Origin of the sequence: Cupriavidus necator A5-1 (assembly GCF_000744095.1) — a bacterium.
Lineage (GTDB): Bacteria > Pseudomonadota > Gammaproteobacteria > Burkholderiales > Burkholderiaceae > Cupriavidus > Cupriavidus necator_A.
The window spans coordinates 3,247,153-3,269,520 of the sequence record NZ_JQLI01000008.1 but is presented as its reverse complement, the minus strand read 5'-3'; the positions used below and the strand labels follow the sequence as shown (position 1 = coordinate 3,269,520).

18 protein-coding genes are annotated in these 22,368 nt (G+C 65.5%); 17 read left to right on the top strand and 1 reads right to left on the bottom strand.

What is annotated here, in order from left to right; translation table 11 throughout:
• Positions 1-45 precede the first annotated feature (45 nt).
• The 3 genes from K307_RS39210 to ntrC all read left to right on the top strand — a co-directional run bounded on the left by K307_RS39210 (position 46) and on the right by ntrC (position 3,427).
• Complete coding sequence (locus K307_RS39210; protein ID WP_042888025.1) at positions 46-594, top strand: hypothetical protein; 549 nt, start codon at positions 46-48, stop codon at positions 592-594.
• Between the two features lie 4 nt (positions 595-598).
• Positions 599-1,777, top strand: coding sequence for a nitrogen regulation protein NR(II) (gene glnL / locus K307_RS39205; protein ID WP_042886438.1), 1,179 nt, complete (start codon positions 599-601; stop codon positions 1,775-1,777).
• Between the two features lie 102 nt (positions 1,778-1,879).
• The gene (gene ntrC / locus K307_RS39200) at positions 1,880-3,427 is read left to right on the top strand and encodes a nitrogen regulation protein NR(I) (protein ID WP_042886437.1); all 1,548 of its coding nucleotides are present in this window, start codon (positions 1,880-1,882) and stop codon (positions 3,425-3,427) included.
• A gap of 196 nt (positions 3,428-3,623) precedes the next feature.
• Here ntrC and K307_RS39195 read toward each other — a convergent pair whose 3' ends face one another.
• Entirely contained in the window at positions 3,624-4,415 is a 792-nt protein-coding gene (locus tag K307_RS39195; RefSeq protein WP_042886436.1) for an HAD-IIB family hydrolase, read from the bottom strand.
• A gap of 182 nt (positions 4,416-4,597) precedes the next feature.
• Between K307_RS39195 and ugpB the strand changes: the two genes are divergently transcribed.
• The 14 genes from ugpB to K307_RS39125 all read left to right on the top strand — a co-directional run bounded on the left by ugpB (position 4,598) and on the right by K307_RS39125 (position 22,366).
• Positions 4,598-5,914: a sn-glycerol-3-phosphate ABC transporter substrate-binding protein UgpB gene (gene ugpB, locus K307_RS39190; RefSeq protein WP_042886435.1), complete on the top strand. Its 1,317-nt coding sequence runs from the start codon at positions 4,598-4,600 to the stop codon at positions 5,912-5,914.
• 147 nt (positions 5,915-6,061) lie between these two features.
• Positions 6,062-6,943 (top strand): sn-glycerol-3-phosphate ABC transporter permease UgpA, encoded by an 882-nt coding sequence (ugpA, locus tag K307_RS39185; RefSeq protein WP_042886434.1) that lies wholly within the window; start codon positions 6,062-6,064, stop codon positions 6,941-6,943.
• An 11-nt stretch (positions 6,944-6,954) separates the two neighbouring features.
• Positions 6,955-7,803: a sn-glycerol-3-phosphate ABC transporter permease UgpE gene (gene ugpE / locus K307_RS39180; RefSeq protein WP_042886433.1), complete on the top strand. Its 849-nt coding sequence runs from the start codon at positions 6,955-6,957 to the stop codon at positions 7,801-7,803.
• A 51-nt stretch (positions 7,804-7,854) separates the two neighbouring features.
• Positions 7,855-8,958 (top strand): sn-glycerol-3-phosphate import ATP-binding protein UgpC, encoded by a 1,104-nt coding sequence (locus K307_RS39175; protein ID WP_042886432.1) that lies wholly within the window; start codon positions 7,855-7,857, stop codon positions 8,956-8,958.
• 1 nt (position 8,959) lies between these two features.
• A complete protein-coding gene (ugpQ, locus tag K307_RS39170; RefSeq protein WP_042886431.1) occupies positions 8,960-9,727 on the top strand; it encodes a glycerophosphodiester phosphodiesterase in 768 nt (255 codons plus the stop codon).
• Between the two features lie 320 nt (positions 9,728-10,047).
• A complete protein-coding gene (locus K307_RS39165) occupies positions 10,048-12,900 on the top strand; it encodes a 2-oxoglutarate dehydrogenase E1 component (protein ID WP_042886430.1) in 2,853 nt (950 codons plus the stop codon).
• A 90-nt stretch (positions 12,901-12,990) separates the two neighbouring features.
• Positions 12,991-14,238 carry a 2-oxoglutarate dehydrogenase complex dihydrolipoyllysine-residue succinyltransferase gene (odhB, locus tag K307_RS39160; RefSeq protein ID WP_042886429.1) on the top strand — a complete coding sequence of 416 codons (1,248 nt, stop codon included), beginning with the start codon at positions 12,991-12,993 and terminating at the stop codon, positions 14,236-14,238.
• A gap of 99 nt (positions 14,239-14,337) precedes the next feature.
• Positions 14,338-15,762: a dihydrolipoyl dehydrogenase gene (gene lpdA / locus K307_RS39155; RefSeq protein WP_042886428.1), complete on the top strand. Its 1,425-nt coding sequence runs from the start codon at positions 14,338-14,340 to the stop codon at positions 15,760-15,762.
• Positions 15,763-15,852: 90 nt separating this feature from the next.
• On the top strand, positions 15,853-16,950 hold the full coding sequence (gene zapE, locus K307_RS39150; protein ID WP_042886427.1) for a cell division protein ZapE: 1,098 nt from the start codon (positions 15,853-15,855) through the stop codon (positions 16,948-16,950).
• A gap of 103 nt (positions 16,951-17,053) precedes the next feature.
• The gene (locus K307_RS39145) at positions 17,054-19,765 is read left to right on the top strand and encodes a heavy metal translocating P-type ATPase (RefSeq protein ID WP_042886426.1); all 2,712 of its coding nucleotides are present in this window, start codon (positions 17,054-17,056) and stop codon (positions 19,763-19,765) included.
• Positions 19,766-19,767: 2 nt separating this feature from the next.
• Entirely contained in the window at positions 19,768-19,914 is a 147-nt protein-coding gene (gene ccoS, locus K307_RS39140; RefSeq protein ID WP_010809469.1) for a cbb3-type cytochrome oxidase assembly protein CcoS, read from the top strand.
• Positions 19,915-20,065: 151 nt separating this feature from the next.
• Positions 20,066-21,514, top strand: a complete 1,449-nt coding sequence (gene ccoN, locus K307_RS39135; RefSeq protein ID WP_042886425.1) for a cytochrome-c oxidase, cbb3-type subunit I — start codon at positions 20,066-20,068, stop codon at positions 21,512-21,514.
• A gap of 18 nt (positions 21,515-21,532) precedes the next feature.
• A complete protein-coding gene (gene ccoO, locus K307_RS39130; protein WP_042886424.1) occupies positions 21,533-22,198 on the top strand; it encodes a cytochrome-c oxidase, cbb3-type subunit II in 666 nt (221 codons plus the stop codon).
• Between the two features lie 3 nt (positions 22,199-22,201).
• On the top strand, positions 22,202-22,366 hold the full coding sequence (locus K307_RS39125; RefSeq protein ID WP_042886423.1) for a cbb3-type cytochrome oxidase subunit 3: 165 nt from the start codon (positions 22,202-22,204) through the stop codon (positions 22,364-22,366).
• Positions 22,367-22,368 lie beyond the last annotated feature (2 nt).

Below are 22,368 nucleotides of genomic sequence, written 5' to 3'. Positions count from 1 at the left end.
TCCTATCCCGATCCCACCCCCCTGTTCAAACCTCAAGCCATGTCCATGGACGCCACTTCGCGCACGACCTGCCGGGCCACGTCATTGCACCAAATTCGTATCGGAATTCCTGTTCTGGTGAGTGCCGTGGCGCTGGCGCTGGGCACCTGGGCGGGGCAGCCACGTGCGCAGTCCTCCGATGTCTATGTCTGCACCGGGCCCAACGGCGTGCCGGAGTACCGAAACGGCAATGCCGGCAAGGGCTGCAAGAAGCTGAACCTGCCCGAGGTGGTGACCGTGCCGGGTGGGCGCGTGGCGGCGCCGTCCAAGAGCGCTGCCGGCACCAGCAACACCAGCTTTCCGCGCGTGGACAGTGCCACGCAGAAAAGCCGCGACAGCGAGCGCCGCGCGGTGCTCACGCAGGAGCTGCAGGCCGAAGAGGCCAAGCTCCAGGGGCTGCGTGCCGAATACAACAACGGCCAGCCGGAGCGCCAGGGCAACGAGCGCAACTATCAGAAATACCTCGATCGCACAGCGGCGCTGCGCGACGACATCGCGCGCAGCGAGGCCAATGCGGCGTCGCTGCGGCGCGAGCTTGGCAACCTGAAGGACTAGTCTTATGCGTCGTCTGATTCGCGGTGTGTCGCGCAAGGTCAGCGGTGCCGACGGCGCCCGTGGCGATACGCCGGCACCGGACCTGGCCCAGCCCGAGGCCAGTGCCCAGGTGCTGAGCATGGGGGCAGTGGCCTACCATGCCGGCCTCGACGTGGTGGCCAACCCGGTGCTGCTGGTACGGCAGCCGGGGCTGCAGGTGGTCTACGCGAATCCGGCCGCCGAGGCGACCTTCGGCGTGTCGCGCAAAGGCATGGTCGAGCTGAAGCTGCCCGACCTGTTTGGCCGCTCCGACGAGCTGCAAAGCATGCTCGATACCGTGGTCACGCGGCAGTTCGACGTGCGCCGGCAGGACCTGGTCCTGCATCCGCCGCTGCAGGAGCCGCTCCACGTGCACGTGGTGATCGCCGCGCTGGAAACGGTCGGCGACACCGTGGTGGTGGAGATCCTGCCCAACGAACAGAAGGTGCGCAGCGACCGCGAAGAGCGCATCCTCGACCTCACCGCCGCCAACAAAGAACTGATCCGCAACCTGGCCCACGAGATCAAGAACCCGCTCGGCGGCATCCGCGGCGCGGCGCAGCTGCTGGAGTTCGAGCTGCCCGAGCGCTCGCTGCGCGAGTACACGCAGGTCATCATCAAGGAATCGGACCGGCTGCAGACGCTGGTGGACCGGCTGCTCGAGCCGCACCGGCATCCGCATATCGTGTCGAGCCTGAATATCCATGAGGTGCTCGAGCGCGTGCGCTCGGTGGTGTTGGCGGAGTTCCCGAACGGGCTGGACATTGTGCGCGACTACGACGCCAGCCTGCCCGAGCTGCAGGGCGACATGGAGCAGCTGATCCAGGCGGTGCTTAACATCGTGCACAACGCCGCGCAGGCGCTGGCCGACCACATCGCGCGCGGTGATGCGCAGATCGTGCTGCGCACGCGCGTCGCACGCCAGGTCACGATTGCGAAGCGGCTGTTCAAGCTGGCATTGGACTTGCATGTCATCGACAACGGCCCGGGAATCCCCGAAGACATTCGCGAACGCATTTTCTATCCACTGGTATCGGGTAGGGATGGCGGCAGCGGTCTCGGTCTCACACTCGCTCAAACCTTCGTGCAGCAGCACGAGGGCTTGATCGAATGCGAGAGCAGGCCGGGCTGTACCGACTTCCGCATACTGCTGCCGCTGCACTAGCTCGTTGCACCAGCCGCTTCGCTGGCGTCCGCGAGTGATCGTGTACCCGCCGTGGGCGGGCATGCGGAAGACCAAATGACACCGAGCAGACAAGCGACGCACATGAAGCCGATCTGGATAGTCGACGACGATCAATCAATCCGCTGGGTCCTGGAAAAGGCCCTTGCCCGTGAAAGCCTGCTCTCGCGCAGCTTCACCAATGTGCGGGACGTGCTGGCCGCGCTGGAGGAAGACCAGCCGCAGGTGCTGATCTCCGATATCCGCATGCCGGGCGGCTCCGGCCTGGACCTGCTGCAGGCCCTCAAGGCGCGGCATCCGGGACTGCCGGTCATCGTGATGACCGCCTACTCGGACCTGGACAGCGCCGTGGCCGCGTTCCAGGGCGGCGCCTTCGAATACCTGGCCAAGCCCTTCGATGTCGACAAGGCCGTCGAACTGATCCGCCGCGCGCTGGAGGAAAGCCTGCGCGAGGAAGAGCTGGACGACCGCCTGGTCGACGCGCCCGAGATCCTCGGCCAGGCGCCGGCCATGCAGGACGTGTTCCGCGCGATCGGGCGCCTGTCGCAGTCCAACGTGACGGTGATGATCACCGGCGAGTCTGGCACCGGCAAGGAACTGGTTGCGCGCGCGCTGCACAAGCACAGCCCGCGCGCCAACGGGCCTTTTATCGCGCTCAATACCGCGGCCATCCCCAAGGACCTGCTGGAATCGGAACTGTTCGGCCATGAGCGGGGCGCGTTCACCGGCGCGCAGACCATGCGGCGCGGCCGCTTCGAGCAGGCCGAGGGCGGCACGCTGTTCCTCGATGAAATCGGCGACATGCCGTTCGACCTGCAGACGCGCCTGCTGCGCGTGCTGTCCGACGGCAACTTCTATCGCGTCGGCGGCCACAACCCGCTGCGCGCCAATGTCCGCGTCATTGCTGCAACGCACCAGAACCTGGAGCTGCGCGTCAAGGAAGGGCTGTTCCGCGAGGACTTGTTCCACCGCCTGAACGTGATCCGGCTGCGCCTGCCGCCGCTGCGCGAACGCCCGGAAGACATCACGCTGCTGGCCCGTCATTTCCTGCAGAAGAGTGCCAAGGAACTGGGCGTCGAACCCAAGCGCATGTCCGACGAGGCGCTGGCCTACGTCAGCACGCTGCCGTTCCCCGGCAACGTGCGCCAGCTTGAGAACCTGTGCAACTGGCTGACCGTGATGGCGCCGGCGCAGACCATCGAGGTCAAGGACCTGCCGCGAGAGATGCTGGAAGCGGGGACGTCGGAGCCCATCAATGCGCCGCGGCCGGAGCGTGCTGCCGAGGTGCGTGCCGCCGAATACGAAGGCGCGCACGAGCTGGCTGACTATGGCGGGTTTGCCGTGCCGGTGGCGGAGGGCGACACCGCCACCGCGGTCCGGCCCGCGCCGGTCGTCACTGTCGCGCCGGTTTCGGCCGCGGCCGGTTGGGAAAGCCTGCTGGCCGGCGAGGCCCGCGCGATGCTGGAGTCCGGCCAGCCGGAGGTCATGGACGCGCTGACGCGACGCTTCGAGAAGGCGGTGCTGGAAGCCGCGCTGGGCGTCACGCGCGGCCGCCGCGTCGAGGCTGCGACCCGGCTCGGGATCGGCCGCAACACCATCACTCGCAAGCTGCAGGAACTGGGCTTCGACTGAGCGGGCGAACTACTCAGGCTTCTACCAGTGCCCCTTGTGTACTCCCTCTCCCGCTTGCGGGAGTGGGTTGGGGTGAGGGCCGGCGTATCAACGAAGTCATTCGCTGCGGTATGCCAAGTCCTGCCCTCACCCCCGGCCCCTCTCCCGCAAGCGGGAGAGGGGAGCAAACCGGCCATTCTTCTTTGGCGCGCTCGCTTCAGCCACGCGCCTCGACCAGCCGCTGCGCCATCTCGGCAAAGCCCTCACCGCCCGCAGCAGCCGTGATATAAGCCGGCGGCACCGGCAGCTGCGGCAGGATCTCCCGCACATTGGCCACCCCGACCGACAGCGGAAAATGCGCGAACATGCTCGCATCGTTGGCCGAATCGCCGATGAACAGCCATTCGTCGTGGCGTGCGTCCAGGTCTTCGCCAAGCAGCTCGGCCACACACAGCTTGCTCATCGATAGCTTGTCGTGCCGGCCGAACCAACCATTGACGTGGATCGAACTGACGGTGGCGGTCATGCCGGCTTCGCGCATGATTTCGGCAATGCGCGCCACGGCGTCCTCAGGCAGCGGCTTGACGTCTTCCGCATGATCGATCGCCAGGTCGGCAGCATGCCAGGCCTGGTCTGAAGCCAGCGCGCAGCCTGGCACCTCGCGCAGGATCCGCTCGCCCAGCGCATGGATTCGCTCCAGGTTGCGCGCGCGGGTCTCGGCATCGTCGAGGAAACGGGTTTGCAACCGGCCGTTGTGCAGGTGCGAATAGAAGGCCCCGTTTTCGCCGACGATCGCGTCGACCGGCCACAGCCGGGTCAGGATTTCCGCCCAGGCGATGCAGCGCCCAGTGACCGGGATCACATGCAGGCCGGCCCGGCGCAGCCCGTCGAGCGCCAGGTAGGTGGAGGCGGGCAGGCGCCCGTCGGTGGTCAGCGTGCCGTCGATATCGGTCAGCACGCCGCGCACGCGCTGCAGCACGGAATTAGAGAGCTTGTTCAGGGATTGCATGGCGGGCCATTGTAACTGCGCTCCCGCAGTCTTCGTCTGTTATTGCACTGCAAAATGCCGTGTACTGGTGAAGTTGCTGATTTGCTTGCGCAGGTGCGACAGGCGTAACATGCCGCTGTCATAAAAGAATCACATAGTGTCGGGATTTTCGACCGACCACCAGACAACACCAGGAGCCACTGATGTCCTTTTCCCGTACCGTGCTCAAACTTGCAGCGCTGGCCGCCCTGACCGGGGCCGGCAGCGCTCACGCCGCCGTTGAAATCCAGTGGTGGCACGCCATGCAGGGCGCGCTGAACGACAAGGTGAACGAAATCGCCAACAAGTTCAACGCCAGCCAGTCCGACTACAAGGTCGTGCCGGTCAACAAGGGCAACTACGACGAGACCATGGCCGCGGGCATCGCCGCCTTCCGCGCCGGCGGCGCACCGGCCATCCTGCAGGTGTTCGAGGTCGGCACCGCCACCATGATGAGCGCCAAGGGCGCGATCAAGCCGGTCTCGGCGGTGATGAAGGACGCCGGCGAGAAGTTCGACCAGAAGGCCTACATCCCGGCGGTGGCGGGCTACTACACCTCGTCCAAGGGCGAGATGCTGTCGTTCCCGTTCAACAGCTCGACCACGGTGTTCTACTACAACAAGGACGCCTTCAAGAAGGCCGGCCTGGATCCGGAAAAGCCGCCCAAGACCTGGCCGGAAGTGATGCAGTACTCGGCCAAGCTCAAGGCCTCGGGCACCAACTGCGCATACACCACCGACTGGCAGGGCTGGGTCCACCTGGAGAGCTTCTCGGCGTGGCACAACACGCTGTACGCGACCAAGAACAACGGCTTCGGCGGCACCGATACGCGCCTGGTGTTCAACAGCCCGCTGCACGTCAAGCACATCACCAACCTGCAGGACATGGTGAAGAAGGGCTACTTCAGCTACGGCGGCCGCAAGGCGGAATCGCAGGCCAAGTTCTATAACGGCGAATGCGCGATGTTCACGGGTTCGTCGGCATCGCTGGCCAATATTCGCAAGAACGCCAAGTTCGCCTTCGCGGTGGCGCAGCTGCCGTACTACCCGGAGGTGCAGGGCGCGCCGCAGAACACCATCATCGGTGGCGCTTCGCTGTGGGTGATGGGCGGCAAGAAGCCGGACGAGTACAAGGGCGTGGCCAAGTTCTTCAATTTCCTGTCGCGCCCCGAGATCCAGTCTGACTGGCACCAGGCCACCGGCTACCTGCCGGTGACGATGGCCGCCTACGAGATGACCAAGAAGTCGGGCTACTACGACAAGAACCCGGGTGCCGACGTGTCGGTGCAGCAAATGGTGGTCAAGACCACCGACAAGTCGCGCGGCGTGCGCCTGGGCAACATGGTGCAGATCCGTACCGTCGTGGACGAAGAGCTGGAAGCCGTCTGGGCCGGCAAGAAGGAGCCCAAGGCAGCGCTGGACTCGGCCGTTGCCCGCGGCAACGACCTGCTTGAACGCTTCCAGAAGACCGCGCGCGAATAACGCCGGGTCTATTGTCATCAAGCTGATGTGACAGGCGGGCGGCGGCGAAACCTCCGCCCGCTTGCATTGTGGCCGTCTCCATCGGGCTGGCCGCAGCTCCGTACCTAGTCCGATGCCGCAACCCGCGGCATCCGTCGGAATCCGTTTATGGAAAAACGCGTTGTTTTCCGCTCGCCGTGGCTGCCGTATCTGCTGGTCTTGCCGCAGATCGCCATTACGCTGATCTTCTTCTTCCTGCCCGCCGGGCAGGCGCTGTACCAGTCGATGCTGCAGCAGGATGCCTTCGGCATCAACCTGGAGTTCGTCGGCCTCGACAACTTCCGCATGCTGTGGAACGACCCGCTGTACGTGGAGTCGTTCCAGACCACGGCGATCTTCGCCATCGGCGTCACGGTAGTGGGGCTGTCCACCGCGCTGGCGCTGGCCTACTTTGCCGACCGCGTGATCCGCGCGGCGGTGGGCTACAAGACCCTGCTGATCTGGCCGTACGCGGTCGCGCCGGCGGTGGCGGGCGTGCTGTGGATGTTCATGTTCAACCCGACGCTGGGGGTGGTGTCCTTCGTGCTGCGCAAGATGGGTGTCGAGTGGAACTTCCTGCTCAACGGCAACCAGGCCCTGCTGCTGGTGGTGCTGGCCGCGGCCTGGAAGCAGATCAGCTACAACTTCCTGTTTTTTTTGGCCGGGCTGCAGAGCATCCCGCGCGCGCTGATCGAGGCCGCCGCCATCGACGGTGCCGGCCCGTGGCGCCGCTTCTGGTCGATCATCTTCCCGCTGCTGTCGCCGACCACGTTCTTCCTGATGGTGATCAACGTGGTCTACGCGTTCTTTGACACCTTCGCGATCATCGACGCGGTCACGCACGGCGGCCCCTTCAATTCGACCAACACGCTGGTGTACAAGGTCTTCCATGACGGCTTCCGCGGCATGGATATCGGTGGCTCGGCCGCGCAGTCGGTGGTGCTGATGGTGATCGTGATCGCGCTGACCGTGGTGCAGTTCCGCTACGTGGAACGCAAGGTCCAGTACTAACGGAGACAGCCATGGTAGAACGTCGTCCCTTACTCGATTTCCTGACCCACGCGGTGCTGATCCTCGGCATCGTGGTGGTGGTGTTTCCGGTGTACCTGACCTTTGTGGCGTCGACGCTGACCGCCGAAGAGGTGCTGGATGCGCCGATGACACTGATCCCCGGCAGCCACCTGATCGAGAACTATCGCACCGTGCTGTTCCAGGGCGTGGGCGAGGCCGCTTCGCCGGTCTCGACCATGATGAAGAACAGCCTGATCATGGCGCTGGGCATCGCGCTCGGGAAGATCGCGATCTCGATCATCTCGGCCTTCGCCATCGTCTATTTCAAGTTCCCGCTGCGCAAGACCTTCTTCTGGCTGATCTTCATCACGCTGATGCTGCCGGTGGAGGTGCGGATCCTACCGACCTACAAGGTGGTATCCGACCTTGGCCTGCTGGACAGCTACTTCGGCCTGACCATCCCGATCATCGCCTCGGCCACCGCCACTTTCCTGTTTCGCCAGTTCTTCCTGACGATCCCGGACGAACTGGCCGAGGCCGCGCGCATCGACGGCGCCGGGCCGCTGCGCTTCTTCTGGGACGTGGTGTTGCCGCTGTCGCGCACCAGCATCGCGGCGCTCTTTGTGATCCAGTTTATCTACGGCTGGAACCAGTACCTTTGGCCGCTCCTGATCACCACGCAGAAGTCGATGACGCCGGTGGTGGTGGGCGTGACGCAGATGATCTCGCGCTCGGGCGATGCCGCCACCGACTGGAACCTGGTGATGGCCACCGTGATGCTGGCGATGATCCCGCCGGCAGTGGTGGTGGTGCTGATGCAGAAGTGGTTCGTCAAGGGCCTGGTCGAAACGGAAAAATAAGGCGATGCGACATGGCGTCTGAGGACGCCGGTCGCCCGCAGGAAAACAGCAATGGCAAATCTGTCGCTTCGCAACGTTCAGAAAACCTACGCCGGCAGTGTCCAGGTCGTGCACGGCATCGACATGGAGATCGCCGACGGCGAGTTCATCGTCATCGTCGGCCCCTCGGGCTGCGGCAAGTCCACGCTGCTGCGCATGGTGGCGGGGCTGGAAACCATCACCGACGGCGAGATTTATATCGGCGAGAAGGTCGTCAACGACCTGGAGCCGGCCGAGCGGGACATCGCCATGGTGTTCCAGAACTACGCGCTCTATCCGCATATGAGCGTGTACGACAACATGGCCTACGGCCTGAAGATCCGCGGCATGCCCAAGGCCGAGATCGAGCAGCGCGTGAAGCACGCCGCCGGCATCCTGGAACTGGCGGCGCTGCTGGAGCGCAAGCCGCGCCAGCTCTCCGGCGGGCAGCGCCAGCGCGTGGCCATGGGCCGCGCCATCGTGCGCGAGCCGGCGGTATTCCTGTTCGATGAGCCGCTGTCCAACCTGGACGCCAAGCTGCGCGTTCAGATGCGGCTGGAACTGAAGGAGCTGCACCGGCGCCTGGGTACCACCAGCCTGTATGTGACCCACGACCAGGTCGAGGCGATGACGCTGGCCGACCGCATGATGGTGCTCAACGCCGGCCGCGTGGAGCAGATCGGCACGCCGCTGCAAGTCTATTCGCGCCCGGCCAGCACCTTCGTCGCGGGCTTTATCGGCTCGCCGCCGATGAATCTGATCCCGGTGGTGCGCAACGCCGCAGGCGACAGCAGCGCGCAGATGCGCGTGGTGGCGAAGGAGGGCAGCGATGCGGCCACGGCCACGCTTGGGCACCTGCCGATGGGCCTGCACCTGCCGGAGCAGGCGCTGCTCGGGCTGCGTCCCGAGCACATCGAGCCGTGCGCTGCGCATGAGGCTATTGCCGAGGTCGACGTGCGTGTGGTCGAGGCCCTCGGCGCGGATTCCTTCGCCTATGGCTCGCTCGGCGGCCAGCCGGTGGTGGTGCGGCTGGAAAGCCATGCGCGCGTGCGCGCCGGCGACCGGCTGCCGGTGACGTCATCGGCAGACCACTTGCATTTCTTCGCGCCGGACACCGGCAAGCGCATCGAGGACTGAGATGGCACACGCAGCAGACACCCAGCAAGCGGCGCGGGCCTGGCCGTATCCCCGCTACATCGCCCACCGCGGCGCCGGCAAGCTCGCGCCCGAGAACACGCTGGCCGCGTTCCGCCATGGCGCGGGCTTCGGCTACCGGATGTTCGAGTTCGACGTGAAGCTGTCGGCCGACGGCAAGCCGGTGCTGATGCACGACGCCACGCTCGACCGCACCACCAGCGGCAAGGGCAGGGTGGATGCGCTGACGCTGGGCGAGCTCGCGCAGCTCGACGCCGGCAGCTGGCACAGCGCGGCCTACGCCGGCGAGCCGGTGCCGACGCTGGCGGCCATCGCGCGCTATACGCTGGCCAACGGCTTCATGGTCAATATCGAGATCAAGCCGGTGCCCGGTACCGAGGACCGCACCGGCGCGGCGGTGGCGCTCGATGCGCAATCGCTGTGGGCGGACGCCGCAGTGCCGCCGCTGCTGTCGTCCTTTTCCGAGGAGGCACTGGCCGCCGCCGCGCGTGTGGCGCCTGACCTGCCGCGCGCGCTGCTGCTCGACAAGCTGCCCGCGGACTGGCCCGAGCGGCTGCGCCGGCTGGGCTGCGTGGCGCTGGATGCCAACCACCGCGAACTCGATGCCGGCATCATCGCCGCCGCGCATGCGGCCGGTTATCGGGTGCTCAGCTATACCGTGAACGACCCGACGCGGGCGGCGCAATTGCTTGAATGGGGGCTCGACGGACTGATCACCGACGCGGTGGACCAGATAGAGCCGCGATTCTGATTGTTGTGCGGATGTTACTAAAGCGCCGATGGCGCGGCGAATTGTCGTGCCACAGGGTTTCGCATCGCGAAAAGTCAACATGCCTGCAAAGCAAACATGCTATGCTTACCGCCGTGAAGACTTAGGTCCTTCCCCGCACAACTTGCCCTTTCGGGCCTTGTGAGGACGCCAGCACATCCGGCACCTAATGGTGCCGTTTGCGTAAGCGCCTCAGTTGGGCTCCCAAGAGTTGTTTGCAATCCGCTAACCGGTCAAGCCGTGTCGCGGAAGGTTGAATAACCCGCTGAACTCCGGCATTCCCGGAGAATAGTGAGCGTCCCATGATGCAGCAGTATCAGAGCAATTCGTACCTCTTCGGCGGTAACGCCCCGTATGTCGAAGAACTGTACGAAGCCTACCTCCAGAACCCCGCCTCGGTTCCCGACAACTGGCGTTCGTATTTCGACGCCATGCAGAACGTTCCCGCCGTCGACGGCTCGAACGGTCGGGACGTTGCCCACGCTCCCATCGTTGCCTCGTTCGCCGAGCGCGCCAAGCAAGGCCCCATCAAGACCATCGTTGCCTCGGCCGATTCCGACATGGGCCGCAAGCGCGTCGCTGCCACCCAGCTGATCGCCGCCTACCGCAACATCGGTTCGCACTGGGCCGACCTGGATCCGCTCAAGCGCCAGGAGCGTCCGCCCCTGCCGGATCTGGACCCCGCGTTCTACGGTTTTTCCGAAGCTGACCTCGACATCGTCTTCAATGCCAGCAATACGTACTTTGGCAAGGAGTCGATGAGCCTGCGCGATCTGCTGAACAACCTGCGCGAAACCTACTGCGGCACCATCGGCGCCGAATTCATGTACGTGAGCGACCAGGCGCAGAAGCGCTGGTGGCAGGAGCGCCTGGAAACCACGCGTTCCAAGCCGGTCTTCACGCTGGAAAAGAAGAAGCACATCCTCGACCGCCTGACCGCGGCCGAAGGCCTGGAGCGCTTCCTCCACACCAAGTACGTCGGCCAGAAGCGCTTCTCGCTGGAAGGCGGCGAAAGCTTCATCGCCGCCATGGACGAACTGGTCCAGCACGCCGGCAGCAAGGGCGTGCAGGAAATCGTGATCGGCATGGCCCACCGCGGCCGCCTGAATGTGCTGGTCAACACCCTGGGCAAGATGCCCGCCGACCTGTTCGCCGAATTCGAAGGCAAGCACGTCGACGACCTGCCGGCCGGTGACGTCAAGTACCACAAGGGCTTCTCGAGCGATGTCTCGACCGACGGCGGCCCGGTCCACCTGTCGCTGGCATTCAACCCGTCTCACCTGGAAATCGTCAACCCGGTGGTCGAAGGCTCGGCCAAGGCCCGCCAGGAACGCCGTGGCGAAGTCGGCCACAAGGAAGTGCTGCCGGTGCAGGTGCACGGCGACGCCGCCTTTGCCGGCCAGGGCGTGGTGATGGAGACGCTGAACCTCGCGCAGACCCGCGGCTACGGCACGGGCGGCACGATGCACATCGTCATCAACAACCAGATCGGCTTCACCACCTCCGACCCGCGCGACGCCCGCTCGACGCTGTACTGCACGGACGTGGTCAAGATGATCGAGGCCCCGGTGCTGCACGTGAACGGCGACGATCCCGAAGCGGTGGTGTACGCCATGCAGCTGGCCGTTGATTTCCGCATGGAATTCAACAAGGACGTCGTGGTCGACATCATCTGCTTCCGCAAGCTGGGCCACAACGAGCAGGACACCCCGGCGGTCACGCAGCCGCTGATGTACAAGAAGATCGGCCAGCACCCCGGCACGCGCAAGCTGTACGCCGAAAAGCTGGCGGCGCAGAAGCTGGTCCCGGCCGAGTTCGGCGACGAGAAAGTCAAGGAATACCGCGCCGCGATGGACGCCGGCAAGCACACCGCCGACCCCGTCCTGTCGAACTTCAAGAACAAGTTCGCCGTGGACTGGATGCCGTTCCTGAACCGCAAGTGGACCGACGCCGCCGACACCGCCGTGCCGGTGACCGAACTGAAGCGCCTGGCCGAACGCATCACCACCACGCCTGAGACGCTGAAGCTGCACCCGCTGGTGGAGAAGGTCGTCAGGGACCGCGCAAACATGGGCCGCGGCGACCAGCCGCTGGACTGGGGCATGGGTGAGCACCTGGCCTTCGCTTCGCTGGTGTCGTCGGGCTATCCGGTGCGTATCACCGGCCAGGACGCCGGCCGCGGCACCTTCACCCACCGCCACGCCGTGCTGCACGACCAGGCCCGTGAGCGCTGGGATGCCGGCAGCTACGTGCCGCTGCAGAACGTGTCGGAAAACCAGGCACCGTTCACGGTGATCGACTCGGTGCTGTCCGAAGAGGCCGTGCTCGGCTTCGAATACGGTTACTCGGCCGCCGAACCGAACGCGCTGGTGATCTGGGAAGCCCAGTTCGGCGACTTCGTCAACGGCGCCCAGGTGGTGATCGACCAGTTCATCTCGTCGGGCGAAGTGAAGTGGGGCCGCGCCTCGGGCCTGACCCTGATGCTGCCGCACGGCTACGAAGGACAGGGTCCGGAACACAGCTCGGCCCGTATCGAGCGTTTCCTGCAGCTCTGCGCGGACCACAACATGCAGGTCTGCCAGCCGACCACGCCGGCCCAGATCTTCCACCTGCTGCGCCGCCAGATGATCCGCCTGTTCCGCAAGCCGCTGGTGATCATGACGCCGAAGTCGCTGCTGCGTAACAAGGAAGCCGTGTCGTCGCTGTCGGAGCTGGCCAAGGGCCACTTCGAGACCGTGATCGCCGACCAGGAAGAACTGAACGCGAGCAAGGTCAAGCGCATCATCATGTGCTCGGGCAAGGTCTACTACGACCTGGTCAACACGCGCAAGGAACGCGAGGCCAACGACGCCGCGATCATCCGCCTGGAACAGCTGTACCCGTTCCCGCACAAGGCCGTGGCCGCGGAACTGAAGAAGTATCCGAACGCCACCGAAATCGTGTGGTGCCAGGATGAGCCGCAGAACCAGGGCGCCTGGTTCTTCGTGCAGCACTACATCATGGAAAACATGACGGAAGGCCAGAAGCTCGGTTATGCCGGTCGTCCTGCCTCGGCTTCGCCGGCGGTGGGCTACTACGCAAAGCACAACGAGCAACAGAAGGCGCTGCTGGATGCTGCCTTCGCCAAGCTCAAGGGCTTTGTTCTGACCAAGTAAATCAAGCGGCAGCCACGGCGACGCGCGCAGGTGTTCGCCGTGGCACTGCCAGCATAAAGACAACACGCATAACACGAGGAATTCACAACCATGGCTATTGTTGACGTCAAGGTTCCGCAACTGTCCGAATCGGTCGCCGAAGCGACCATGCTCAACTGGAAGAAGAAGCCTGGCGAAGCCGTCGCCCAGGACGAGATCCTGATCGAAATCGAAACCGACAAGGTCGTGCTGGAAGTGCCGGCCCCGTCGGCTGGTGTGCTCTCGCAGATCGTCAAGAACGACGGCGACACCGTCGTGGCCGATGAGATCATCGCCAAGATCGACACCGAAGCCACCGCTGGCGCCGCCGCACCGGCTGCTGCCGCTCCGGCTCCTGCCGCCGCTGCCCCGGCACCGGCCGCCGCCGCCGCTCCGGCCGCCGCTGGCGGCGTGGCCATGCCGTCGGCTGCCAAGCTGATGGCCGAAGCCGGCCTGTCGGCTGGCCAGGTTGCCGGCACCGGCAAGGACGGCCGCATCACCAAGGGTGATGCGCTGGCCGCCGCCGCCGCTCCGGCCGCCAAGGCTGCCCCGGCTCCGGCCGCGGCCAAGCCGGCACTGCAGCAGGTTTCGGTTCCGGTCGACTTCGCCGCGCTGGGCGACCGCCCGGAAGAGCGCGTGCCGATGAGCCGCCTGCGCGCCCGTATCGCCGAGCGCCTGCTCCAGTCGCAAGCCACCAACGCCATCCTCACCACCTTCAATGAAGTGAACATGAAGCCGGTGATGGACCTGCGCAACAAGTACAAGGACCGCTTCGAGAAGGAACACGGCGTGAAGCTGGGCTTCATGTCGTTCTTCGTCAAGGCCGCGGTGCACGCGCTGAAGAAGTTCCCGCTGATCAACGCCTCGATCGACGGCAACGACATCGTCTACCACGGCTACTTCGACATCGGTATCGCCGTGGGTTCGCCGCGCGGCTTGGTGGTGCCCATCCTGCGCAATGCCGACCAGATGAGCCTGGCCGACATCGAGAAGAAGATCGCCGAGTTCGGCGTCAAGGCCCGTGACGGCAAGCTGTCGCTGGACGAACTGAGCGGCGGTACCTTCTCGATCTCCAACGGTGGCGTGTTCGGCTCGATGCTGTCGACTCCGATCATCAACCCGCCGCAATCGGCCATCCTGGGCGTGCACGCCACCAAGGACCGCCCGGTGGTGGAAGACGGCCAGATCGTGATCCGCCCGATGAACTACCTGGCGATGTCCTACGACCACCGCATCATCGACGGCCGCGAAGCCGTGCTGGGCCTGGTCGCCATGAAGGACGCGCTGGAAGATCCGGCCCGCCTGCTGCTGGACCTGTAATCACCGGTCCCCCCGCGCGCCTGCCGCGCGGGGCGCATCCCGCATCTCCAGTGTTGACGGCGCGCCGGCACATGCTGCCGGCGCCCACAAAGGAAATCCATGAGCAAACAATTCGACGTGCTGGTGATCGGCGCCGGCCCCGGCGGCTATATCGCCGCGATCCGTGCCGGCCAGCTGGGCCTGAACGTGGCCTGCTGCGAAGGCAACGCCTACGACGATCCCAAGAGCGAACCGCGCCTGGGCGGCACCTGCCTGAACGTGGGCTGCATCCCCTCCAAGGCGCTGCTGGCTTCCTCGGAAGAGGTCGAGAACGTCCAGCACCACCTGGGCGACCACGGCATCACCGTGGGCGACGTCAAGGTCGACGTGGCCAAGATGCTCAAGCGCAAGGACGACGTGGTCGGCAAGATGACCAAGGGCATCGAGTTCCTGTTCCGCAAGAACAAGGTGACGCTGCTCAAGGGCTACGGCAAGTTCGTCGGCAAGACCGCCGAGGGCTTCCAGGTCGAGATCGCCGGTGAAGTCGTAACCGCCAAGCAGGTCATCATCGCCACGGGCTCGAAGGCGCGCCACCTGCCGGGCATTCCCGTCGACAACGACCTCATCAGCGATAACGAGGGCGCCCTCAAGTTCCCGTCCGTGCCGAAGAAGCTGGGCGTGATCGGCGCCGGCGTGATCGGCCTGGAGCTGGGCTCGGTGTGGCGCCGCCTGGGTGCCGACGTGACCGTGCTGGAAGCGCTGCCGGCCTTCCTGGGCGCCTGCGATGAAGGCGTGGCCAAGGAAGCGCAGAAGCTGCTGACCAAGCAGGGCCTGAAGTTCAGCCTCGGCGTCAATGTCACCGAAGTCAAGACCGGCAAGAACGGCGTCACCGTCGGCTACACCGACAAGGACGGCGCCGCGCAGACGCTGGAAGTCGATCGCCTGATCGTGTCGGTCGGCCGTGTGCCCAACACCGACAACCTGGGCCTGGAAGCCGTGGGCCTGGGCGTGGACCAGCGCGGTTTCATCGAGGTCGACGACCACTGCGCCACCAAGGTGCCGGGCCTGTGGGCCATCGGCGACGTGGTGCGCGGCCCGATGCTCGCGCACAAGGCCGAGGACGAAGGCGTGGCCGTGGCCGAGCGCATCGCCGGCCAGAAGCCGCACATCGACTACAACTGCATTCCGTGGGTGATCTACACCTTCCCGGAAATCGCATGGGTCGGCAAGACCGAAGCCCAGCTCAAGGCCGAAGGCCGCGAGTTCAAGGCGGGCCAGTTCCCGTTCATGGCCAACGGCCGTGCGCTGGGCATGGGCCATCCGGAAGGCTTCGTCAAGATGCTGGCCGATGCCAAGACCGACGAGATCCTGGGCGTGCATATCGTGGCTGCCAACGCTTCGGACCTGATCGCCGAAGCCGTGGTGGCGATGGAGTTCAAGGCCGCCAGCGAGGATATCGGCCGCGTCTGCCATCCGCACCCGTCGATGTCGGAAGTCATGCGTGAAGCCGCGCTGGCCGTCGACAAGCGTCAGCTTAATATGTAAGGCGCATGCTTCGCATTGCCTGTGTACCGGCGCGCCGCATCCGCGGCGCGCCGTTTTCACTTGCGGGCCGTCCCGCAGGGACCCCTTAGCATGAACGTCACCGAGTACTACGAGAAGGAACTGAAGGAGCGCGGCTACCAGTCCGACGAAGCGCAATTGCGCGCCGTGGCCCGGCTGCAGCAGTGCTACGACGAGTGGGTGGCCTACAAGAGCCGCCGCAACAACGCGCTGAAGAAGCTGCTGGTTCGTCCCGAGGTGCCCAAGGGCGTCTACCTGTGGGGCGGGGTGGGACGCGGCAAGTCCTTCCTGATGGACAGTTTCTATACCTGCGTGCCGGTGGTGCGCAAGACGCGGCTGCATTTCCACGAGTTCATGCGCGAGGTCCATCGCCAGCTCGAGGAGCTGCGCGGCCGTCCCGATCCGCTGGATGAGCTGGCCAAACGCATTGCGCGCCGCTTCCGGCTGATCTGCTTCGATGAGTTCCACGTCAGCGACGTCGCCGACGCGATGATCCTGCATCGCCTGCTGCAGCAGATGTTCGAGAACGGTGTGCAGTTCGTGATGACTTCCAACTACCGCCCGGACCTGCTGTATCCGGATGGCCTGCACCGCGACCGCGTGCTGCCGGCCATCGCGCTGCTGCAGCAGAAGCTTGACGTGCTCAACGTCGACGCGGGCATCGATTACCGCAAGCGCGCGCTGGAGCAGGTGCAGGCGTACCACACGCCGCTCGGCGCCAAGGCCAGTTCCGCCCTGCGCGACGCCTTTACCTCGATTGCCGGCGTGGCCGACGAGTCGCCGCTGCTGCATATCGAGCACCGCGAGCTGCGTGCGCTGCGCAAGGCCAACGGCGTGGTGTGGTTTGACTTCGCCACGCTGTGCGGCGGCCCGCGCTCACAGAACGACTACCTGGAGCTGGCCTCCCAGTTCCATACCGTGATCCTGTCCGACGTGCCGCGCATGACGCCGCGCATGTCGTCGGAGGCGCGCCGCTTCACCTGGCTGATCGACGTCTTCTACGACCATAAGGTCAAGCTGCTGATGTCGGCTGAAGTGCCCGCGGACGAGCTCTACACTGAGGGCCAGATGGCCAACGAGTTCCACCGGACCGTGTCGCGCATCATCGAGATGCAGTCGCGTGAGTACCTGGAGTCCGAGCGCCGCATCATGGACACCTCGCTCACCTGAGTGGTTTTTCCGGCCCGGCGCGACGATAGCCGGGCCGCATTGACCTATATCAAGGTCGATGCCGGGACCTCCCTATACCCTGCACCGGGTAGAAAAGGTCCCCATGTCGTCCCCAGCCACCAGCCCCCCTGCCAGCCTGCTGGCCTCCAACTCCTCGCCAGCGCTCCGCGACCCGGCGGGTAGTGCCCTGGCCAGCACCGGCGCGCAGCTTGCGTGCTTCCATTGCGGCCTGCCCGTGACCGATCCGGAGCCGCTCGCCGCCGAGCTGGACGGCACCCGCCGCGTGTTCTGCTGCGGCGGATGCCAGGCCCTGGCCCAGACGCTGCACGCCGCCGGCTTTGCCCATCTCTACGGCGACGAAGCCCGTTTTGCCCGCCCGATCGATGACGATGCCCGGCGCGAGGCCGAGCCGATCTGGGCCGCCTACGACACCCCTGAGCTGCGCAGCCAGTTCGTGCGGCCGCTGGACGGCGGCCGCGCCGAGATCACGCTGGCGCCGGAGAACATCCGCTGTGCCGCCTGCGCGTGGCTGATCGAACAGCACCTGAGCCGGCAGCCGGGCGTGGAATCCGCAGTCGCCAACGTCGCCACCCGGCGCGTGGTGGTGCGCTGGCGCGACGGCGCCCAGACGGTGGCGGGGCTGCTGGCCGCGCTGGCCGGCATCGGCTACATGGCCTGGCCGTTCGAAGTCTCGCGCACCGACCAGCAGGACCGCCGCGCCCGCCGCGGCCTGCTGATGCGCATGGCCGTGGCCATGCTCGGCATGATGCAGGTGATGATGTACGCGTGGCCGATCTACACTCATGAAGCCACCATCGACCCGGGCCAGCTGCAGCTGATGCGCTGGGCCAGCTTCGCGCTGACGCTGCCGGTCGTGTTCTATGCAGCCTCGCCGATCTTTGCCGGCGCCTGGCGCAGCATGCGCCAGCGGCATATGGGCATGGACGTGCCCGTGGCCATCGGCATCGGCGCGGGCTTTGTCGCCAGTGCGCTGGCCACCGTGCGCGGCATCGGCGAAGTCTATTTCGATTCGGTGACGATGTTCGTCGCCTTCCTGCTGCTGGCCCGCTACCTGGAACTGCGCGTGCGGCAGGCGTCGCGCAGCGGCGCCGAGATGCTGGCGCGCCAGCTGCCTGCCACCTGTGAACGACTGCCCGGCATGGGCGCCACGGGCGAGCGCGTGCCGGTGGCGCGCCTGCGCGTGGGCGACCTTATCCGCGTCAAGGCGGGCGAGATCGTTCCCGCCGACGGCACCGTGGTGGCGGGCGCGAGCGAGCTCGATGAATCCATGCTGACCGGCGAGAGCCGCCCGGTGCGCCGCTGCGCCGATGAAACCGTGCTGGCCGGCTGCTACAACACCGCAAGCCCGCTGGAAGTGCGCGTCACGCGCGTCGGCGCCGGCACGCGCCTGGCCGAGATCGTCGCCGTGCTGGACCGCGCGCTGGCGGAGAAGCCGCGCCTGGCGACGCTGGCCGACCGCGTCGCGGGCTGGTTCGTGGCGACGCTGCTGGTACTGGCGGCGCTGACCGGCGTGGTGTGGGGCCTGTGGATCGATCCTTCGCGCGCGCTGCTCGTGACGATTGCGGTGCTGGTGGTCAGTTGCCCATGCGCACTGTCGCTGGCTACGCCGGCGGCGCTGGCCGCGGCCGGTGCGGCGCTGTCGCGGCGTGGGGTGTTGCTGACGCGCGGCCATGCGCTGGAGACGCTGGCGCGCGTGACCGACGTGGTGCTCGACAAGACTGGAACGCTGACCGAAGGGCGCTTTGCGGTCGCAGTGGTTGAGCCACTTGCTGAACTGGATCAGGCGCAATGCCTGGGGCTGGCTGCGGCAATGGAACGCGGCGGCGAGCATCCGATTGCGCGAGCGTTGGTGGCAGCGGCAGACCACGCTGGATCGTCCTTACAGGTCACTGGCATGCGCAATGTGCCTGGACAGGGTCTGGAGGCGATCGTGGATGGCCGCCGGCTTAGGCTTGGCCGCGGCGATTTCGTGGCTCAGATGCCGGAGGTTTGCTCCCCTCTCCCGCCTGCGGGAGAGGGGCCGGGGGTGAGGGCAGGAGGTGGCATACCGCACTGCCTCACTTCGTCGACACGCCTGGCCCTCACCCCAACCCTCTCCCGCAGGCGGGAGAGGGAGCACACAATCGGCAAGCGAAAGAGCGCGCACTACTTCAAGCCGCCAGATGTGGATACCTGCGAGCCGGATCATCCTGGTGCGACGGTGGTGTGGCTCGGGTCGGAATCCGGCCCGCTAGCGCGCATCGTGCTGGCCGATGTCGAACGGCAGCAGACCTCTGAATTGCTCGCCCGCTTGCGCGAACTAGGCGTGCGCTGCCACCTGGTCTCCGGCGACAACGCCGCGGCCGTGCACTGGTGGGGATCGCACTTCGGCATCGACTGCGTGGCCGGCGAAGTGACACCCGAAGGCAAGCGCGATTACGTCGCGCGCCTGCAGCAGGGCGGGGCGGTGGTGCTGGCCGTGGGCGATGGCATCAATGACGCACCGGTGCTGGCGCAGGCGCAAGTATCGATTGCGATCGGCAGCGGTGCGCCGCTGGCGCAGGCTGGTGCGGATGCGGTGCTCACTCATGGCGGCGTGGCCGAGATCGCTACCGCGCTGGCGATGTCGCGCAAGACGCGTCGCGTGGTGCGCCAGAACCTGGGCTGGGCCTTCTTCTACAACGTGGTCGCCATTCCGCTGGCGGCGACAGGCTTTGTCACGGCCTGGATGGCCGGCATCGGCATGTCCCTGTCGTCGCTGCTGGTGGTGGCCAACGCCTGGCGCCTGCTGCGTGCCGGGGGCAAGGGAAGCTGACGATGGAAACACTCTACCTGCTGGTGCCGATGAGCCTGGTGCTGGTCGTGGTGATCGCTGGCGCGCTGTGGTGGGCGTTGCATGCGGGGCAGTACGACGACCTGGACCGGCCCGCCGAGTCAATTTTGCTGGACAACGACAAGCCGTGAGCGCGCCGCCGTGCGCCTCCGACCCGGCATTGCCGGCGAGGTTCACCAGGCGTCCTGAACGACTTGATAAAGATCAACGCACCGACAGCACGGTTTTTCTAAAGTCACACCGTCAGTAGGTTTTTTCTCTTCTCTAAGCTTGGGGGTCTGAATGGATGTCACTGCCGCGTCTTCACGCGTCGACACCTTCAATTACGGCGTCGTAAGACAGTTCGCTGTCATGACAGTAGTCTGGGGGATCGTCGGCATGGCCGTCGGCGTGCTGCTGGCAGCACAGCTGATCTGGCCCGAACTCAACTTCAACACGCCCTGGCTGTCGTTCGGCCGCCTGCGGCCGTTGCATACCAATGCGGTGATCTTTGCTTTTGGCGGTAGCGCGCTGTTCGCCACGTCGTACTACGTGGTCCAGCGTACCTGCCAGGCCCGGCTGTTCTGCGGCCCGCTCGCGGCCTTCACGTTCTGGGGCTGGCAGCTGGTCATCGTCGCCGCCGCCATCACGCTGCCGCTGGGCATCACCAGTTCCAAGGAATACGCCGAACTGGAGTGGCCGATCGACCTGCTGATCACCGCGGTCTGGGTCGCCTACGCGATCGTGTTCTTCGGCACCATCGTCAAGCGCAAGACCAAACACATCTACGTGGCCAACTGGTTCTTCGGCGCTTACATCCTGACCATCGCACTGCTGCATATCGTCAACAACATCGAGATGCCGGTGTCGCTGTGGAAGTCCTACTCGGCCTACGCCGGCGTGCAGGACGCCATGATCCAGTGGTGGTACGGCCATAACGCGGTGGGCTTCTTCCTGACCACCAGCTTCCTTGGGATGATGTACTACTTCATCCCCAAGCAGGCCGAGCGCCCGATCTACTCCTACCGCCTGTCCATCGTCCACTTCTGGGCGCTGAACTTCACCTACATGTGGGCCGGCCCGCACCACCTGCAGTACACCGCGCTGCCGGATTGGGCGCAGTCGCTCGGCATGGTGTTCTCGCTGATCCTGCTAGCGCCCTCGTGGGGCGGCATGATCAACGGCATCATGACCCTGTCGGGCGCGTGGCACAAGCTGCGCACCGACCCGATCCTGAAGTTCCTGGTGGTGGCGCTGTCGTTCTACGGCATGGCCACGTTCGAAGGCTCGATGATGTCGATCAAGACCGTCAACGCGCTGTCGCACTACACCGACTGGACCATCGGCCATGTGCACTCCGGCGCGCTGGGCTGGGTGGCGATGATTTCCATCGGTTCGCTCTACTACCTGATCCCGCGCCTGTTCGGCGAGAAGCAGATGTACAGCGTGCGGCTGATCGAGTGGCACTTCTGGGTCGCGACCATCGGCGTGGTGCTCTATATTGCCTCGATGTGGATCGCCGGCGTGATGGAAGGCCTGATGTGGCGCGCCACCCAGCCTGACGGCACGCTGACCTACGCCTTCGTCGAAGCGGTCAAGGCCAAGTACCCGTTCTACCTGATCCGTCTGCTCGGTGGCATCTGCTTCCTGTCCGGCATGCTGCTGATGGCTTACAACATGGTCAAGACCATCGTCGGCAAGCGTGCCGTGGATGCCCCGATCCCGGCCAGCATTCCTGCCTCTGCCCACTGACCAATCCAGGATAGAAAGATGTCCGACAAACAAAGATTCTTTTCCCACGAAACGCTGGAGAAGAACATCGGCTGGCTGATCATCTGCACGATCCTCGTGGTCAGCATCGCGGGTCTGGTCCAGATCGTGCCGCTGTTCTTCCAGCACTCCACCACCGAACCGGATCCGGGTATCACCCCGTATTCGCCGCTGCGATTGATGGGCCGGGATATCTATATCCGCGAAGGCTGCGTCGGCTGCCACTCGCAGCAGGTGCGCACGCTGCAGGCCGAGACTGAGCGCTACGGCCATTTCTCCACCGCTGGCGAGTCGGTCTTCGACCATCCGTTCCTGTGGGGCTCGAAGCGTACCGGGCCTGACCTGGCGCGTGTCGGCGGCCGCTATTCGGATGACTGGCAACGCATCCACCTGCGCAATCCGCGCGATGTGGTGCCTGAATCGGTGATGCCGTCTTACCCGTGGCTCGAAAAGGCAGAGCTGCCCACCAACGATATCCAGGCGCGCATGCGCGCACTGGTCAGGCTGGGCGTTCCCTACAGCGAAGCCGAGATTGCCAAGGCGCCGGACGCGCTCAAGGGCAAGACCGAGGAAGACGCGCTGGTGGCCTACCTGCAAGGGCTGGGCACCAACCGCCGCAACGTGCGTGTGGAAGCCGCCGCTGCCCCGGCACCGGCCAAGGAGTAAGCCATGGCCATGATCACTGCCATTGCGACCGTCGTGTCGATGGTCGTCTTCCTGGGGATCTGCTGGTGGGCGTGGTCCGCCGGCCGGCAGGCCGCCAATCGGGAATCCGCCATGCTGCCGTTCGCGCTGCCTGACGAACCCACGACAACATCGAGCCGGAACACCTAGCC

Coding starts and splice junctions, on each gene's coding strand:
- K307_RS39210 (WP_042888025.1), top strand. CDS start 46: ATGGACGCCACTTCGCGCACGACCTGCCGGGCCACGTCATTGCACCAA.
- glnL (WP_042886438.1), top strand. CDS start 599: ATGCGTCGTCTGATTCGCGGTGTGTCGCGCAAGGTCAGCGGTGCCGAC.
- ntrC (WP_042886437.1), top strand. CDS start 1,880: ATGAAGCCGATCTGGATAGTCGACGACGATCAATCAATCCGCTGGGTC.
- K307_RS39195 (WP_042886436.1), bottom strand. CDS start 4,415: ATGCAATCCCTGAACAAGCTCTCTAATTCCGTGCTGCAGCGCGTGCGC.
- ugpB (WP_042886435.1), top strand. CDS start 4,598: ATGTCCTTTTCCCGTACCGTGCTCAAACTTGCAGCGCTGGCCGCCCTG.
- ugpA (WP_042886434.1), top strand. CDS start 6,062: ATGGAAAAACGCGTTGTTTTCCGCTCGCCGTGGCTGCCGTATCTGCTG.
- ugpE (WP_042886433.1), top strand. CDS start 6,955: ATGGTAGAACGTCGTCCCTTACTCGATTTCCTGACCCACGCGGTGCTG.
- K307_RS39175 (WP_042886432.1), top strand. CDS start 7,855: ATGGCAAATCTGTCGCTTCGCAACGTTCAGAAAACCTACGCCGGCAGT.
- ugpQ (WP_042886431.1), top strand. CDS start 8,960: ATGGCACACGCAGCAGACACCCAGCAAGCGGCGCGGGCCTGGCCGTAT.
- K307_RS39165 (WP_042886430.1), top strand. CDS start 10,048: ATGATGCAGCAGTATCAGAGCAATTCGTACCTCTTCGGCGGTAACGCC.
- odhB (WP_042886429.1), top strand. CDS start 12,991: ATGGCTATTGTTGACGTCAAGGTTCCGCAACTGTCCGAATCGGTCGCC.
- lpdA (WP_042886428.1), top strand. CDS start 14,338: ATGAGCAAACAATTCGACGTGCTGGTGATCGGCGCCGGCCCCGGCGGC.
- zapE (WP_042886427.1), top strand. CDS start 15,853: ATGAACGTCACCGAGTACTACGAGAAGGAACTGAAGGAGCGCGGCTAC.
- K307_RS39145 (WP_042886426.1), top strand. CDS start 17,054: ATGTCGTCCCCAGCCACCAGCCCCCCTGCCAGCCTGCTGGCCTCCAAC.
- ccoS (WP_010809469.1), top strand. CDS start 19,768: ATGGAAACACTCTACCTGCTGGTGCCGATGAGCCTGGTGCTGGTCGTG.
- ccoN (WP_042886425.1), top strand. CDS start 20,066: ATGGATGTCACTGCCGCGTCTTCACGCGTCGACACCTTCAATTACGGC.
- ccoO (WP_042886424.1), top strand. CDS start 21,533: ATGTCCGACAAACAAAGATTCTTTTCCCACGAAACGCTGGAGAAGAAC.
- K307_RS39125 (WP_042886423.1), top strand. CDS start 22,202: ATGGCCATGATCACTGCCATTGCGACCGTCGTGTCGATGGTCGTCTTC.